General features: G+C 73.1%; 14 protein-coding genes, 1 tRNA gene and 1 riboswitch. Of the genes, 8 read left to right on the top strand and 7 right to left on the bottom strand.

The window, feature by feature from the left end; translation table 11 throughout:
- Positions 1-43: 43 nt before the first annotated feature.
- Positions 44-2764, bottom strand: coding sequence for a ribonucleoside-diphosphate reductase subunit alpha (locus AFE02nite_RS08290; protein ID WP_146819423.1), 2721 nt, complete (start codon positions 2762-2764; stop codon positions 44-46).
- 127 nt (positions 2765-2891) lie between these two features.
- A riboswitch (cobalamin riboswitch) is annotated at positions 2892-3034 on the bottom strand.
- A gap of 324 nt (positions 3035-3358) precedes the next feature.
- Between AFE02nite_RS08290 and AFE02nite_RS08285 the strand changes: the two genes are divergently transcribed.
- Both AFE02nite_RS08285 and AFE02nite_RS08280 read left to right on the top strand, forming a co-directional pair.
- Positions 3359-5500, top strand: a complete 2142-nt coding sequence (locus tag AFE02nite_RS08285; protein ID WP_146819422.1) for a ribonucleoside triphosphate reductase — start codon at positions 3359-3361, stop codon at positions 5498-5500.
- On the top strand, positions 5493-6350 hold the full coding sequence (locus AFE02nite_RS08280) for an anaerobic ribonucleoside-triphosphate reductase activating protein (protein WP_307726040.1): 858 nt from the start codon (positions 5493-5495) through the stop codon (positions 6348-6350). Before AFE02nite_RS08285 ends, AFE02nite_RS08280 begins: the two co-directional genes overlap by 8 nt.
- 75 nt (positions 6351-6425) lie before the next feature.
- On the opposite strand, the gene AFE02nite_RS08275 is transcribed toward AFE02nite_RS08280, so the two are convergent.
- From AFE02nite_RS08275 to gap, 3 genes are all read right to left on the bottom strand, one after another.
- Entirely contained in the window at positions 6426-6935 is a 510-nt protein-coding gene (locus AFE02nite_RS08275; RefSeq protein ID WP_034247580.1) for a GNAT family N-acetyltransferase, read from the bottom strand.
- 12 nt (positions 6936-6947) lie between these two features.
- Positions 6948-8186, bottom strand: a complete 1239-nt coding sequence (locus tag AFE02nite_RS08270) for an MFS transporter (RefSeq protein WP_261765543.1) — start codon at positions 8184-8186, stop codon at positions 6948-6950.
- 192 nt (positions 8187-8378) lie between these two features.
- A complete protein-coding gene (gap, locus tag AFE02nite_RS08265) occupies positions 8379-9383 on the bottom strand; it encodes a type I glyceraldehyde-3-phosphate dehydrogenase (protein WP_146819487.1) in 1005 nt (334 codons plus the stop codon).
- A 130-nt stretch (positions 9384-9513) separates the two neighbouring features.
- Between gap and AFE02nite_RS08260 the strand changes: the two genes are divergently transcribed.
- The 5 genes from AFE02nite_RS08260 (at position 9514) to AFE02nite_RS08240 (ending at position 12175) form a co-directional block, all read left to right on the top strand.
- Positions 9514-10104 carry a TetR/AcrR family transcriptional regulator gene (locus AFE02nite_RS08260; protein ID WP_052114049.1) on the top strand — a complete coding sequence of 197 codons (591 nt, stop codon included), beginning with the start codon at positions 9514-9516 and terminating at the stop codon, positions 10102-10104.
- A gap of 50 nt (positions 10105-10154) precedes the next feature.
- Positions 10155-10541 (top strand): ArsR/SmtB family transcription factor, encoded by a 387-nt coding sequence (locus tag AFE02nite_RS08255; protein ID WP_034248963.1) that lies wholly within the window; start codon positions 10155-10157, stop codon positions 10539-10541.
- A complete protein-coding gene (locus AFE02nite_RS08250) occupies positions 10538-11149 on the top strand; it encodes an SRPBCC family protein (protein ID WP_052114050.1) in 612 nt (203 codons plus the stop codon). The genes AFE02nite_RS08255 and AFE02nite_RS08250 overlap by 4 nt, the downstream gene beginning before the upstream one ends.
- A 72-nt stretch (positions 11150-11221) precedes the next feature.
- Positions 11222-11641 carry a transferase gene (locus tag AFE02nite_RS08245; RefSeq protein WP_261765542.1) on the top strand — a complete coding sequence of 140 codons (420 nt, stop codon included), beginning with the start codon at positions 11222-11224 and terminating at the stop codon, positions 11639-11641.
- A 24-nt stretch (positions 11642-11665) separates the two neighbouring features.
- Positions 11666-12175 (top strand): hypothetical protein, encoded by a 510-nt coding sequence (locus tag AFE02nite_RS08240; RefSeq protein WP_034243660.1) that lies wholly within the window; start codon positions 11666-11668, stop codon positions 12173-12175.
- Between the two features lies 1 nt (position 12176).
- Here AFE02nite_RS08240 and AFE02nite_RS08235 read toward each other — a convergent pair whose 3' ends face one another.
- The 3 genes from AFE02nite_RS08235 to AFE02nite_RS08225 all read right to left on the bottom strand — a co-directional run bounded on the left by AFE02nite_RS08235 (position 12177) and on the right by AFE02nite_RS08225 (position 14763).
- Positions 12177-12845, bottom strand: a complete 669-nt coding sequence (locus tag AFE02nite_RS08235) for a hypothetical protein (protein WP_034243658.1) — start codon at positions 12843-12845, stop codon at positions 12177-12179.
- A gap of 373 nt (positions 12846-13218) precedes the next feature.
- Positions 13219-13767, bottom strand: coding sequence for a TetR/AcrR family transcriptional regulator (locus AFE02nite_RS08230; protein WP_034243656.1), 549 nt, complete (start codon positions 13765-13767; stop codon positions 13219-13221).
- A 6-nt stretch (positions 13768-13773) separates the two neighbouring features.
- Positions 13774-14763 (bottom strand): NAD-dependent epimerase/dehydratase family protein, encoded by a 990-nt coding sequence (locus AFE02nite_RS08225; protein WP_034243655.1) that lies wholly within the window; start codon positions 14761-14763, stop codon positions 13774-13776.
- Positions 14764-14943: 180 nt separating this feature from the next.
- On the opposite strand from AFE02nite_RS08225, the gene AFE02nite_RS08220 reads away from it, so the two are divergent.
- Positions 14944-15016 (top strand) — tRNA-Arg (locus tag AFE02nite_RS08220).
- The last annotated feature ends 299 nt before the right edge of the window (positions 15017-15315 follow it).

The raw sequence follows: 15315 nt of genomic DNA, 5'->3' as shown, positions 1-15315 counted from the left end.
CGTAGCGATCAGGGGTCGGATGAGGGGTCGACGGGTCACGAGGTCACTGGCAGGACTCGCACTGGAGGCGCTCCATCGGGTCGACGGGGCAGGCGACGCCGTCGACGATCTCCGTGTCGGCGAGGTCCAGCACCGTCGCGCCCGACGGCGGTTCGGTGGCCACGGAGGGCACGGCGGGCACGGCGGGCACGGCGGCCGATGGCGGCGCGGCGGGTGACGGCGTCGTCGCCTTGCGAGCGGCGCCGAACCCTGCGAAGCCGGTGCGGGCCGGGCCGCCCGTGGCGACCGGCGCCGGGGCCGCCGATGCGGGACGACCGCTCGCCGACCCCGTCGCGTTGATGTTCTCCGTCTTGTTGACCCGCACGGTCGACTGCTCGGCCGTGTGCCGCGGCATCATGTGCAGGTAGTACGTCGTCTTGACGCCCTTGCGCCACGCGGTGGCGTACAGGTCGGTCATCGCGTCGACGCTGCGGTCGGCGAGGTAGATGTTGCGGCTGATGGCCTGGTCGATCCACTTCTGGGCGCGGGCCGCGACCTCGAGGAACGCGTACGGGGACAGCTGGAAGGACGTCCGGTAGACGGCCTTGAGATGCTCGGGCACCTCGTCGATCGCCGACAGGTCCCCCTGGGCGGCGAGCAGGCGCTCGCGCACGTTCTCCCAGAGACCGAGCCGCTGCAGGTCGGTGACCAGGTTGCGGTTGACCTCCAGGAACTTGCCCGACGACGTCGCCCGGCTGAAGATCTGCGAGAACTGGGGGTCCAGGCCCGGGGTTGTGCCGGCGACGAGGCCGATGGACGCCGTGGGGGCGATGGCCATGAGCGTCGAGTTGCGCATGCCGCGGCTGACCTTGGTGCGCAGCGCGTCCCAGTCCAGCCGGGTGGTGCGGTCGACCTCGACGGGCACGCCACGGTCGGCCTCGACGGCGGCGAGGGTGTCGAACGGCACGAGGCCGCGCGACCAGCCCGACCCCTCGAACGCGGGGTAGGCGCCGCGCTCGGCCGCCAGGTCGGCCGACGCGTCGATCGCGTGCCAGGAGACGAACTCCACCACCCGGTCGATGAGGTCGGCCGCCTCGGGCGAGTCGTAGGCGAGCCCGAGCCGCTCGGCGATGTCGGTGAAGCCCATCATGCCCAGCCCGACGGCGCGGCTGTCGGCGTTGGCGCGCTCGGACTCCGGGACGGACGAGATGGTGATGTCGATGAGATTGTCGAGCTGGCGGACGGCCAGACGCACGGCTCGCGCCATCCGCTCCCAGTCGAGGTCGCCCGCGCCATCGGCAGCGGCGCCCGCGCCGTCGGCCAGGAAGACCGGCAGGTTGATCGAGGCGAGGTTGCAGACGGAGATGGTGTCCCGGTCCTGCGGCAGGCAGATCTCGGTGCACAGGTTCGACAGGTGGATGGTCCCGGTGTTGGTGTTCAGGGCCCGGGTGTTGATGGTGTCCTTCCAGGTCAGCCACGGGTGCGACGTCGTCTGGAGGGTCACCAGAATCTGCTTGTACTGCTCGCGGGCGCGGACCCGGCCGAAGGTGCGCAGCCGCCCCGCCTCGGCGTCGGCCACGTACTGGGCGTAGCGGGCGGAGAACGCGGCGCCGGTGAGCTCGACCAGGTCGGGCGTCTCGGCGGGGTCGAACAGGTACCAGTCCTCGTCGGCGGCGACGCGCTTCATGAACTCGTCGCTGATCCAGACCGCGGTGTTCGCGGTGCGGGTGCGGCGGTACGGGTCGCCGGAGTTCTGCCGCAGGTCCAGGAACTGGCCGAAGTCCAGGTGCCAGTTCTCCATGTAGAAGCACAGGGCGCCGAACTTCTTGCCGCCGCGGGAGATCGCGCGCAGCGTCGAGTCGATCGTGTGCATGAACGGGATGGGGCCGGTCGAGACCGTGTTGTTCGACCGGATGGGCGAGCCCTCGGACCGCAGCTTGGTCACGGACAGCCCGATGCCGCCGGTGCCCTTGGTCAGCCACATGACGTTGCGCACGGACGTGGCGATGTGCTCGATGTCGTCGTCCATCTGGATGACGAAGCAGTTGGACAGCTGCGGGTAGGCGGTCCCGGCGTTGACGAGGGTCGAGCCTGCCGGCAGGTACTCCAGCCGGGAGATCGCGTCGTAGAGCGCGAGCGCCGTCGCGGTGGGGTCGGCCTCGTTCAGCGACAGGCCCATCGCCACGCGCATCCAGAAGTACTGCGGCACCTCGAGCGGCTTCCGGTCGCGCCCGGTGATCATGTAGCGGTTCGTCATCGTGACCGTGCCGATGTAGCGCAGCAGCTCGTCGCGTCCGGGGTCGAGCGCCGCGGCCAGCGCGTCGAGGTCGAACAGCTCGGCCAGGCGCGCGTCGAGCAGGCGGTCCTCGACGGCGTCGCGCACGTATCCCGGGAACCGCGCCCGGTGCAGCAGGGCCAGCTCGACGTCGGTCCGGTAGCCGCCGAGCACGCGCTTGTAGATCACCTTGCGCAGCAGGCGGGCCGCGATCGTGTCGAACGCGGGGTCGTCCTTGACGTTCTGCACGGTGACGGCGATCGCCGCCTCGTCGAGCTGCTCGGAGGTGATGCCGTCGAAGAGGGTGATCGCGAGCTCGGACGCGATCTGCGTGACCTTGGCGATCGGGTCGGCCAGGCCGGTCGTGGCGCGCTCGATCGCGCGGTTGATGCGGTCGGCGTCGTAGGGCTCGCGCGAGCCGTCGCGCTTGGTGACGTGGATGCGGCCGTCGGGCGCTGGGGGTGCCGCGGCGGACGGCGGTCGGACGGCGGGGTCGGCAAGGGTCGTCATCGGCGTGCTCCCAGGTCGAGCCGGTGCTCCGGTGCCCTGGGACGACGACGGCGCGCACGCGCCCTTCCGCCGAGCCCACCCGAGAGGCGCCGGAACCGCGCGTACCGGCGGTACGCGCACCGGCGGCAGGTCTTCGGACTCGTGGGCTCGCGGGTACCGGGGTACCCGCACCTACCGGTCGTCGCTTCCCGGGCTGGTGCCCAGTGCTGATGACGACTGTCGTTCCCACTCACCGCTGCGGGGCAGTCCCGGAGTTCCACCGGGTTCCCTCTTGCCCCACCCGCACGTCGCCCGCCGTCTCCGGCGCTCGCCGCACGGGTGGACCGTCGGCTCCGCGAGCCTACACCGAAGGCTCCGAGGGTCCACAAGATGTTGTGGTTGCGCGTGTCGATGGCCCTACATGTGGGGGTCATCGAGCCGGGCGACGACACGCCGAGGAGTTTCGGCGTGTTCTCCGTGCGGCGACGGGCGGCTTGGGACCTACGTCCCGGTTGGCGGTGGGGCCCGGGGCCAAGATCGCTCGCCGTACCCAACATCTAGTGGTTGACGCGCTGCGGGCCACCAGATGTTCCACCGACGGAGGAGGATGGAGCCATGACCCCACTTCAGGGCGTCATCAAGCGCAACGGGGCCGCCGCGCCCTTCCGGCCGGAGCTCATCCGCTCCGCGATCGCCCGCGCCGGCCTGGCCACCGGCGCGACCGACGTCGAGCACGCCGACGCCTACGCGGCCCCGGTCGCCGACGCCGTCCTCGCCCGCCTCGCGGCCGACGGCGTGCCCTACCCGCACGTCGAGCACGTCCAGGACCTCGTCGAGCAGGCGCTGCTCGACGCCGGCCACACCGGGACCGCGCGCGCCTACATCGCCTACCGGGAGCAGCACGCCCGCCTGCGCGACGACGCCCGGACCGTCGTGGAGGTGGAGTCGTCGGTCAACGAGTACCTCGACCGCAGCGACTGGCGGGTCAACGCGAACGCGAACCAGGGCTACTCGCTCGGCGGGCTGATCCTCAACACCTCCGGCAAGGTCACCGCGAACTACTGGCTCTCGCACGTCTACCCGCCGGAGGTCGGCCACGCCCACCGGGACGGCGCGATCCACATCCACGACCTCGACATGCTCGCCGGCTACTGCGCCGGCTGGTCACTGCGCACGCTGCTCACCGAGGGCCTCAACGGGGTGCCGGGCAAGGTCGAGGCGGGCCCGCCCAAGCACTTCTCGTCCGCCGTCGGGCAGATCGTGAACTTCCTCGGCACGATGCAGAACGAGTGGGCGGGCGCCCAGGCGTTCAGCTCGTTCGACACGTACATGGCGCCGTTCGTCCGCGTCGACGGGCTCGACTACGCCGCCGTCCGGCAGGGCGTGCAGGAGCTCGTCTACAACCTCAACGTGCCCTCGCGCTGGGGCACCCAGACGCCGTTCACGAACCTCACGTTCGACTGGACGTGCCCGGAGGACCTGCGCGCGCAGGTCCCCGTCATCGGCGGGGTGGAGCAGGACTTCGCCTACGGCGAGCTCCAGGCCGAGATGGACCTGATCAACCGCGCGTACATCGACGTCATGACGACGGGCGACTCGTCGGGTCGGGTGTTCACGTTCCCCATCCCGACGTACAACATCACCAAGGACTTCCCGTGGGAGTCGCCGAACGCCGAGCTGCTGTTCGAGATGACCGCGAAGTACGGCCTGCCGTACTTCCAGAACTTCATCAACTCCGACCTGGAGCCGAACCAGATCCGCTCGATGTGCTGCCGGCTCCAGCTCGACCTGCGGGAGCTGCTCAAGCGCGGCAACGGCCTGTTCGGCTCGGCGGAGCAGACCGGCTCGCTCGGCGTCGTCACCGTGAACTGCGCCCGGCTCGGGTACCTGCACCGCGGCGACGAGGCCGGGCTGCTCGGCGAGCTGGACCGGCTGCTCGTGCTCGCCAAGGAGTCGCTGGAGATCAAGCGCAAGGTCATCGGCCGGCTGATCGACGAGGGGCTCTTCCCCTACACGCGGCGCTACCTGGGCGCGGGCCTGCGCAACCACTTCTCGACGATCGGCGTGAACGGGATCAACGAGATGATCCGCAACTTCACCGCCGACGCGCACGACATCACGAGCCCCGAGGGTCACGCGCTGGCCGTGCGGCTGCTCGACCACGTGCGCGCGCGCATGGTCGAGTTCCAGGAGGCGACCGGCCACCTGTACAACCTGGAGGCCACGCCGGCGGAAGGCACGACGTACCGGTTCGCCAAGGAGGACCGCCGCCGGTTCCCCGACATCCTTCAGGCGGGGACGGAGGAGAACCCGTACTACACGAACTCGAGCCAGCTGCCGGTCGGGTTCACCGACGACCCGTTCGAGGCACTGGACCGCCAGGACGAGCTGCAGACCAGGTACACCGGCGGCACGGTGCTGCACCTGTACATGTCCGAGCGAGTGTCGTCGTCCGCCGCGTGCCGCGAGCTCGTGCGTCGCTCCCTCGCCACGCACCACCTGCCCTACATCACGGTCACCCCGACGTTCTCCATCTGCCCGACGCACGGGTACCTCGCCGGGGAGCACACGACCTGCCCGCGCTGCGCGGAGGCCGATCCGGCGGCGGCGCCCGTGGCCTGCGAGGTGTGGACGCGCGTCATGGGCTACCACCGGCCGGTGAGCTCGTTCAACGTCGGCAAGAAGGGCGAGCACGCCGAGCGCGTGCACTTCGTCGAGGAGGTCGCGCTGCCCCAGCTCGAGGTGGCCGGTGTCTGACGACATCGCGCCGGCCGGCCCTGTGGGGTCGGCCGGCGCCGGGGTGGCCGATCGAGCGGCGCCGGGTCGCGCGTCGTCGGCGGACGAGCTGGTCATCGCCGGCCTCGTCCCGCTGTCGACGTGCGACTGGCCGGACCACCTGGTGGCGACGGCGTTCCTTCAGGGCTGCCCGTGGGACTGCACCTACTGCCACAACCCGGACCTCATCGACCCCCGACGCGCGGGCACGGTCGCCTGGTCGCAGGTGCGCGAGCTTCTGGACCGCCGTCAGGGGCGGCTCGACGGGGTCGTCTTCTCCGGCGGGGAGCCGACGCGGCAGGCCGGGCTGGCGGACGCGATGCGGGACGTACGGGCGCGGGGGTTCGCCGTCGGGCTGCACACGAGCGGCGCCTACCCGCGGCGACTGCGCGAGCTGCTGCCGCTGGTCGACTGGGTGGGCATCGACATCAAGGCGCCACGGGGCCGGTACGCGGCGATCACGGGCGTCGCCGCGAGCGAGGACCTCGCCTTCGCGTCGCTGCGCCTGGTGCTCGACGCCGGGGTCGCGGTGCAGGTGAGGACGACGGTCGACCCGACGAGCCTGGATGAGGACGACGTGGCGGATCTGTCCGCGACCCTCCGGGCCATGGGCGTGCGCGACCACGTGCTCCAGGAGATGCGCACGACGGGCGTCCGCCCCCAGTACCTCGCCGCGCTCCGCCGCACCGCGGCGCGCACCCCGCCCGCCCCCCGACGCGCGGACCCGGACCCGGCCGCCCCGGCCCTCCCGTCCGCCGAGGCCCTCCCGCCCGCCGAGGCCCTCCCGCCCGCCGAGGCCCCTCCTTCCGCCGACGACGAGGGTTTGCGCTGAGGACGAGGGCTCCGTCCCCTCGGTCTCGCGGCAAACCCTCGTTCTCGCGTGGGCGTCGGCGACGGCGGGGTCGGGTCAGCGGGTGGCGAGGTTGCGCTCGTAGCGGTGGGTGGGGACCGTGACCTCGCCCGACGACGTCTGCGCCTGGTAGGGGAAGGGGCCGCGGTCCACCCAGCCCTCGCGCTCGTAGAACGCGCGGGCCCGGGCGTTGCCGGCGACGACGGCGAGCCACGCCACCTCGTGCCCGGCCGCGGCCACGAGCTCCTCGCCTCGGCGCAGCAGGGCGCGCGCGACGCCGGACCCGCGCGCCGCGCGGTCGACGAAGAGCTGCTCGACCTCGTCGTCGTGCACCGTGACGAAGCCCTGCACCTCGCCGTCGCGGTCGGCCACCCACGTGGCGGGGATGCGCTCGCGCACGCGCGGCGGGAAGGACTCCGGGGGTCGGTGGGCCACGAGCTCGGGCGGCACGTGGCCGTCGTGACCGTCGTGCCAGCCGACGAGCCAGATGCGCGCGATCTCGAGGGCGTCGTCGTCGCGCGCGGGTCGCAGGATCGGTGCGGAGGCGGCCGCAGTCGGCTGGTCCATCACCGCAGTCTGCTACGCGGCCAGGACGGCGGCCCGGCGCCCGCGGTAGGTCGCGGCGAGCAGGACCAGGGCCAGCGCCTCCGCCACGGCGACCCCGGCGACGAGCGCCCCGACCGACGCCTCGTAGAGAGCGCCCAGTGCGGCGCCGCCCACCGCTGCCGCGCCCCCGACGACCGCCGCGTACAGCCCGTAGGCGGTCGCACGGCGGCGGGTGGGCACGAGGTCGGCGACGACGGCGCGCATCGTCGACTCCTGGATGCCGAGCGCGACGCCCCAGAGCATCGTGCCGGTGAGCACGGCGGTCAGGGTCCCGCCGAACGCCAGCGCCGTGGCCGCGACCGTGAGCACCGGCACGACGACGAGGACGCGCGCCCCGCCGACCCGGTCGTACGCCCAGCCGCTCGCGACCGCCGCCAGCGCGTCGGCGACCATCGCCGCCGCGTAGACGACCGGCACCCAGGCGACCGGGACGACGTCGACCTGCACCATGTGGAACGACACCAGGCCGAACGTCGCGAACCCGAGGATCGCCAGCGCGCTGAACCCGGCGTACACCCAGAAGACCCGCGGCAGGGCGGCGAGCCAGGAGGGGTGGGGCGCGGCGGCGTCGGGCGCGGGCGAGGGCGCCGAGGCGGCGTCGGGCGCCGGGCCGGCGGCGTCCTCCTCGTAGGCGGCCGGGTCGGGGACGCGGGCGCGCAGCCAGAGCAGCAGCGCCATGACGCCGACGCCGGGCACCGCGAGCACGGCCAGCGCCGGGCCGTAGTCGCCGCCGGTGAGCGCGAGCATCCCGCCCACCACCAGCGGCCCGAGCAGCGCGCCGATCTGGTCGAGGGCCTCGTGCACCGCGAACCCGCGGCCGCGGCCCGTGACGGCGGTCGCGTGCGAGAGCAGTGTGTCCTTGGCGGGGGAGCGGACGGCCTTGCCGACGCGCTCGGCGATGACCAGCGCGGCCGCCGCCCACAGCACCCCGACGACGCCGAGCAGCGGCACCGAGATCACCGTCACCGCGTACCCCGCGATGGTCCAGGCCCAGAACCGGCGGGTCCGGTCGGTCAGCGTCCCGGAGACCAGCCGCAGGACGAGCGCGGCCGCCTCCCCGGCGCCCGTCACCGTCCCGACGACGACGGCGCCCGCACCCAGCGACGCGAGCAGCGGCCCGGTGACCGAGCGGGCGCCCTCGTAGACGACGTCGGCCAGCAGGCTCACGACGCCGAACGCGACGACGAACCGCCACGCACTCAGCCGGGACACGGGCAGACGCTACTCCGCCGCCGCTCCACCTCCGCCGCCGGCCCGCCCCCCGCCCAGGTCGAGCTCTCCGTTCGAGGTCGAGCTTTCCACTCGAGGTCGAAGGCGGTAACCCTCGACCTCGAACGAAAGGCTCGACCTCGGCCGGGTGAGCTGTGGGTGGGGACGGGCGGGTCGGAGGGGGCGGTGGGTGCGTCAGCCGGCGCGGGCGATGAGCTCCGCCGTGTCGAGGAGGCGGTTGGTGAAGCCCCACTCGTTGTCGTACCAGGCCAGCACCTTCACGGTCCGGCCCATCACCGTGGTGAGCGGCGCGTCGTAGATGGCGCTCGCGGGGTTGCCGACGATGTCGCTCGAGACGATCGGGTCGCTCGAGTACGCGAGCACCCCGGCGAGGGGTCCCGCGGCTGCCGCGCGGTAGGCGGCGTCGATCTCCTCGACGGTGACGTCGCGCGACGCGGTCACGGTGAGGTCCGTGATGGACCCGGTGATCACCGGCACCCGCAGCGCGAAGCCCGACAGGCGCCCGTCGAGCTCGGGCAGCACGCGCCCGATCGCCTTCGCGGCGCCCGACGACGTCGGCACGATGTTCTGCGCGGCCGCCCGCGCCCGGCGCAGGTCGCGGTGCGGGCCGTCCTGCAGGTTCTGGTCCGCGGTGTACGCGTGCACGGTGGTCATCACGCCGGTCTCGATCCCGACGGCGTCGTTGAGCACCTTCGCGAGCGGCGCGAGGCAGTTCGTGGTGCACGACGCGTTGGAGACGACGTGGTGCTGCGCCGGGTCGTAGAGGTGGTCGTTGACGCCCATGACGATGGTCAGGTCGTCGCCCGACGCCGGCGCGCTCACCAGGACCTTCCGGGCGCCCGCGGCGAGGTGGCCGGCGGCGCCGTCGCGCTTGGTGAAGCGGCCGGTCGACTCGACGACCAGCTCGACGCCGAGCTCGCCCCACGGCAGGGCGGCGGGCTCGCGCTCGGACAGCACCCGGATCCGCTTCGCGCCGACGACGATGGCGTCGCCGTCCACCGCGACGTCGGCCGGCAGGGTGCCGAACGCGGTGTCGTAGCGCAGCAGGTGGGCGAGGGTGGCGGCGTCGGTCAGGTCGTTGACGGCGACGATCTCGAGGTCGCTGCCGCGCTCGAGGGCGGCGCGGACGAAGCTGCGTCCGATGCGGCCGAAGCCGTTGATGCCGATGCGCACGATGATCCCCATCTCTTCGGTGGGCGGCGTCATCGCAGCGGGGGCTCGGCCGCCCGGCTGAAACGGAACCGATCGGTTCCATCTCGAACGGTACCGATCGGTTCCGCAAAGCGCAAGACCCTCGTACGCTGGTCCGATGGCGACGAACGCCCGCGAGCGGCTCCTCGACACCGCGGAGGAGCTCTTCTACGCGCAGGGCACGCGGGGCACCGGGATCGAGCAGATCCTGCACGTCAGCGGCGTGGGCCGCGCGTCGTTCTACCGGCACTTCGCCAGCAAGGGCGCGCTCGTCGTCGCGGTGCTGCGCCGACGCCGGGAGCGCTGGGCGACGATCACCGTGCCGCGCGTCCTCGAGCGCGGCGGGCACCCGCTGGACACGTTCGACGTGCTCGCGGAGCGGCTCGAGGAGACCGCCTTCCGCGGGTGCGCGTTCCTCAACACGCTCGTCGAGATCCCCGACCCGGCCGAGCCCGCGCACCGCGAGGCCGTCGAGCAGAAAGACGACCAGCGCGCCTTCTTCGCCCAGTGCCTGGCTGCGCACGGCTACGCGGACAAGGACGGCGCCCTCGCCCGCCAGCTCCTCATGCTCTACGACGGCGCGAGCGTGGCCGGCCTGCGCGAGAAGTCCCCGCGCCCGGCGTTCGACGCGCGGTCGGTGGCCGAGCTCCTCCTGGCGGCGACCCCGCGCACACCCCCCGACCCTCCGCCCCCTCCATCCGCGAAGTAGACAGCCGGAAGCGTTGACTTATATAAGTCGGCACGCATACAGTCAGCTGCATGCACGCGTTCGACGTCCTGGGGGATCCCGTCCGGCGGAGGATCCTCGAGCTGCTGCTCGAGAGCGAGCAGTCGGCGGGTGAGGTGACCGCCGTCGTCCGCCGCGAGTTCGGGATCAGCCAGCCCGCCGTCTCCCAGCACCTGCGGGTGCTGCGGGAGAGCGGCTTCGCGCGCGTGCGCCCCGAAGGTGCCCGGCGGCTGTACGCCGTCGAGCCCGCCCCGTTGCGGGAGGTCGACGTGTGGCTGGAGCCCTTCCGGGCGTTCTGGACCCAGCGGCTCGACGCCCTCGGCACGGAGCTCGCCCGAGGCCGCCGGGAGCGGGAGCGGGCAGCCGCCCGCGCCGCCGCCGACGGCGCCACCGATCCACCTGGGAGGACCGACACATGATCTTCGACATGCTCACCGAGCTGGAGGCCACCCGCCGCGCCGTCGGGCCGGGGGAGGGCGACACCGTGGCGGTGTCGCTCACCCGCACCTACGACGCCGACGCCGAGGACGTCTGGGACGCCCTGACCAACCCCGAGCGGCTGCCCCGGTGGTTCTCGCCGGTGACCGGCGATTTCCGCGTCGGCGGGAGCTACCAGATCCAGGGCAACGCGGGCGGGGAGATCCTCGTGTGCGACCGTCCCGGCCTGCTGCGCGTGACGTTCGGCGGGCCCGAGAGCATCCTCGAGCTGCGCCTGAGCGCCGAGGGTGCCCGGACGACGCTCGAGCTGCGGCACGCGGTCCCGACGGCGATGGCCGGCGGCGGTGCGGGTGCCCTGTACGTCGGGCCCGGCTGGGACGGCGCCGTCATGGGCCTGGGGCTGCACCTGCGCGGGGATGTCATCGGCGACCCGGTCGAGGCCGCGAACAGCCCCGAGGTCGTCGAGTTCAACAAGGGCTCGATCGACCGGTGGGCGGCGGTCGTTGAGTCGTCCGGGACGGCGACGCCGGAGGCCCTCGCCCAGGCGCGCGAGGTCTCGATCCAGCAGTTCACCGTGCTGCCGGAGTAGGCCGGGGCGGGCCCGGCGCCGACCCGGGCGTGGCGCACCTCACGGAACGATTCGCACGGCTGCACCGTTGATATGAGCATCATGACGATGCTGCGGAAGTACGAGGAGTTCGAGGACGAGACCGGCCGCGTCGTGCGCTACCAGCGCGGTGCGTCGGGCGGCCTGGTGGCCTCCGGTGCCGAGGTCGCGGACGACGCGCGGATCGGCGCCTGGGCGTGGGTCGACGCCGGCGCGCGCGTGGAGTCGGGCGCGTCGATCGGCGAGCACGGCTGGGTCGAGGGCGGCGCGGTGATCGGCCCGCGCGCGCACCTGGCGAGCCGCGTGCGCGTGGGTCGCGACGCCGTCGTCGGCGCGGGTGCCCGGGTGGGTGCGCGCGCCGAGATCGGTGCCGGGGCGCGCGTGGCGGCGGGCGCCGTCGTGCCGGAGGACGCGGTGGTGCCCGACGGCGCCGTCGTTGCCCGCGGCCGCGAGCGGCACGGCCTCGCGGCGTAGCGCCGCCGCGGCTACTTTGGCACGGTGACCCCACCGATCCCGCCGTGGCAGATCCTGCGGCTGGCGGGCATCTGGGCGCTGCGGATCCTCGTCGCGTACCTCGTGGTGATCGTCGGGATGACGGCCGTCGCCACGGTGGTCGGGCTGGCCACCGGCGCGATGCGCGGGCCGGACCTGTGGGGCGCCGTGGGCGGCCTCGGGATGGTCGCCGCGAGCTACCTGTTCTGGACGGCGCTGCTGACCCCGGTGTTCGCCGTCGGGGGGACCGTGCAGGGGACGGTCGTGTGGGCCGCGGCACGCTGGTCGGGCGGCTCACGCCGCGCGTGTGCGCTGGCCGGCGGCGTGAGCGCCACGGCCCTGTCCGTCGTCTTCGTGCTGGTGACGTCCGAGCCGAGGGTGCCGGACCTCGTCGCCTACACCCTGGTCAGCCTGGTGGTCGGCGCCCTGGCCGGGTGGTTGTCCGCCCGCGACTGCACCCGCATGGTGCGCCGCCAGGCGGCGCTCGGCCAGGTCGCCGTCGCGTCCGCCGGCTAGGTCACCGCCAGAGCTGGTACTCGAAGACCAGCGCCGGCATGCCGCCGCCGATGCCCGGGAACCAGTTGTCGGCGTAGGCCGCCGGGTTCGGGGTGTTCGTGAACGCGTTGCCCTCGAAGACGCGCAGGTTGACGGGCGTCCCGTTGCCGCGCACCCAGTAGTCGTAGTGGTGGCCGGCGTCGTACGGGCCCCAGTCGACGAACCGGTTCTCGATCTGCGTCGACGTCTGCCGCGGCATGCCGTACGGGCCGTCCGCCCAGGTGGCCCAGCCATCGGTGGAGACGTAGGTCGCGTCGACCTCGAACAGGCCGCTCTGCCAGGTGCCCTGCACCTCGATCCAGTAGATGTACCCGACCTTCGACGTGAACGGCGCCGTGTTGCCCGAGGCGAGGCTGAGCAGGTCCGTGCCGGCGGGGTCGTCGACGACGTAGCTGTTGTTGCTCACCGGGAAGTCCTGGCCGCGGCAGACCGTGGCGATGAACCGCCCGAGCGGGAGGCCGAGCTGGTGGGCGAACCGGGGCCCGTCCGCCTGGAAGTCGGCGAGCGCGCCCGGGTGGCAGGCCGGCCGCACGACGTACTGCTGCACCCACCGGGTGCACTGGCCCCGGTTGTGGAAGTCGAGCTCCGGGAAGTCGGCGTACCCGCCGTGCGCGCACTCGGCGGTGCTCACCGGGAAGCTCGGCGGTGGGGGCGCGGGTGCCGGTGCCGGTGCCGCGCCGGCCGGCCCGACGGCGCCCAGCAGCAGGGCGAGCAGGCCGCCGAGGAGCGCGGTGGCGGCCAGGAGTGGTGTGGCTGAGGATGATCGTCGCCCGGGGCCCCGTTGCCCTGGTCTCGGGGCCTTGTGCGCATGAGTGAGTCTCATGACGTACCCCTTTCGATGATCGTCACGCTACGCCGGGTCGAGCCCGCCGACACCGGCGGACTTCCGCCCTGCCCGCGCCGAGGTCGAGGGTTTCGACCGAGGTCGAAGGTTGCGACCCTCGACCTCGAGCGCAGAGCTCGACCTCGACGGACGTCGTGTGGGGACCGACCGTGGCGCGGCGTCAGTCCGGGAGCCCGAGGATCCGCCGCCCGGCGCTCGCGACCGCGCGCTCGAGGGTCGCGTCATCCAGGCGCGCGACGTCGGCGTCGACCGCGGGGCCCATGAGCCCGGACAGGAAGATGGCCGCGCGGGTGCGGGAGACGTCGTCGGGCGCGGGGCCGGCGAGGGTCTCGCGGAGGCGGAGCCAGACGGCGGCGTCGTCGGGGGAGCGGCGCCCCAGGTCGGCGGCGCTGACGTCGCCGAGCACGACGGCGTACAGCCGCCGGTGCGTGACGGCCTGCCGGGCGAGCCCGTCGACGAGCGCACCGGCGCGCTCGTCGACGGGCCGCAGCTCGACCTCGTCCAGCAGGGTGGTGAAGGCGTCGAAGGCCGGCGCCAGCACGGCCCGCACGATGTCGTCCTTGGTGCGGTACCGGTAGTAGACGGCGGCCTTCGCGACGCCGAGGGCGTCGGCGATCATCTGCAGCGAGGTGCCCGCGACGCCGTGCCGGGAGAACAGGTCGAGCGCGCACGCGCAGACCCGCTCGGCGGACGCGTCACCCCGCGGCATGGGTGCTCAGCCCTCGGTCGCCTCGCGCGGGTGCTCGACGCACCAGCGGAGGGTCTCGCGGATGGCGCCGGGGACGTCGTCGGGCTCGATGCCCAGGACGGCGCTCGCGGCCGGGTCGCTGACGGCGTCGCGCGACTGGAAGCGGGCGGAGTCGGGCAGGTGGATGCCGTGCTCCACGCCGGCCGCCTCGGTCTGTGCCTGCGCCGCCTCGTACCCGGGCAGCATCGCCTCGAGCGGGAGGACCATGACGTCGCCCGGGTCGCGGCCGAGGGCCTCGCAGCACATGCGGAAGAACTCGGCGTAGGTGAGGTCGTAGGCGTTGATGGGGTAGCGGCCGTCGTGCTCGCCGTGCTCCATCGCGCCGACGGCGGCCTGGGCGACCTGCCGCACGGTGACCGACGACGTCGAGCCCGGCAGGCAGGCCACCGGCCCGTCCGTCTGGACCATGGGGAAGAACATCTCCCACAGGGGTCGCTGCCCCTCGACCCGGCCGAAGATGTACGGCAGACGCAGCACCATGACGTCCATCGCGCCCTGGCCCTCGAGGATCGCGACCTCCTCCTGCGCGAGGCGCGTGCGCGGGTACCCGTTGCGGGTGCGGTAGCCGAGGTCCGGCCACTGCTCGGCCCACTCGGCCGTGTAGGAGCCGTAGAGCACGAACTTCGCCACGCCCGACTCGCGGGCCAGGCGCGCCATGCGCTGCGTGGGCAGGACGTTCGCCTCGTAGAAGAAGTGGGCGGCGGGGGCCGGCGGGACTGTCCGCTCGTCGGCGCCGATGGCGTAGAACACGGCGTGCTTGCCGGTGAGGAGGGCGCGGAGCTCGTCGTCGGACATCGCCGTGAGGTCGCCGAAGTGCGCGTCCGCCTGCGCCGGGAGGTGGGCCGTCTCGGTCGTCGGCAGGGACAGCGTGGTGACGCCGTGGCCGCGGGCCAGCAGCTCGAGGGTGGTGTGGAAGCCGAGGAGGCCGGTGCCTCCGAGGACGAGGGTGTCGGTCATGTGGTCGACGGTAGGAGCGGGGGTGGGCGGGGGTGCGGGTAGGAGGTCCTAGCCGATCGGCTAGGAGTGGTCGGTGGGTGCGGTGGGGTGGCGGGCTGTGCCGGTACTCTCGTAGCGGCCTACGCCGCGTACGACGCGCGGTCGGGGCTCGCGGGGTCGCGCGGAGGTTCGCGGGTCCACGCGCCTGTAGCTCAGGGGATAGAGCACCGCTCTCCTAAAGCGGGTGTCGGCAGTTCGAATCTGCCCAGGCGCACACAGTGTTTTTGCAGGTCAGAGTCGGTGTGGGTGCCGCGGCGGCGGTGGGGCAATGTCCGATTTGCCGGGCATTGGTCAGCGTGTGGTCAGCGACTTGTCTCGGGACGTGGACAGCCTGTCAAGAACGTGGACGGACGCCGACGGACGCTAGACGGCGGAGCGTGCAAGGCCGCCAGAGCCCTCCCAAGGGCGTGGAGCTGAGTCGTGGCGGCCTGCGCGGTGGGGTCGTGCACCGCCGCCTGTCACGCTGACGGTTCGGTCAGCTCCACGTGCGACTTGCTGCGGACTGGTCGCGCC

Origin of the sequence: Actinotalea fermentans (assembly GCF_007991475.1) — a bacterium.
Classification (GTDB): domain Bacteria; phylum Actinomycetota; class Actinomycetes; order Actinomycetales; family Cellulomonadaceae; genus Actinotalea; species Actinotalea fermentans.
The sequence above is the reverse complement of the archived record's forward strand: the minus strand, read 5'-3'. Positions and strand labels throughout refer to the sequence as shown.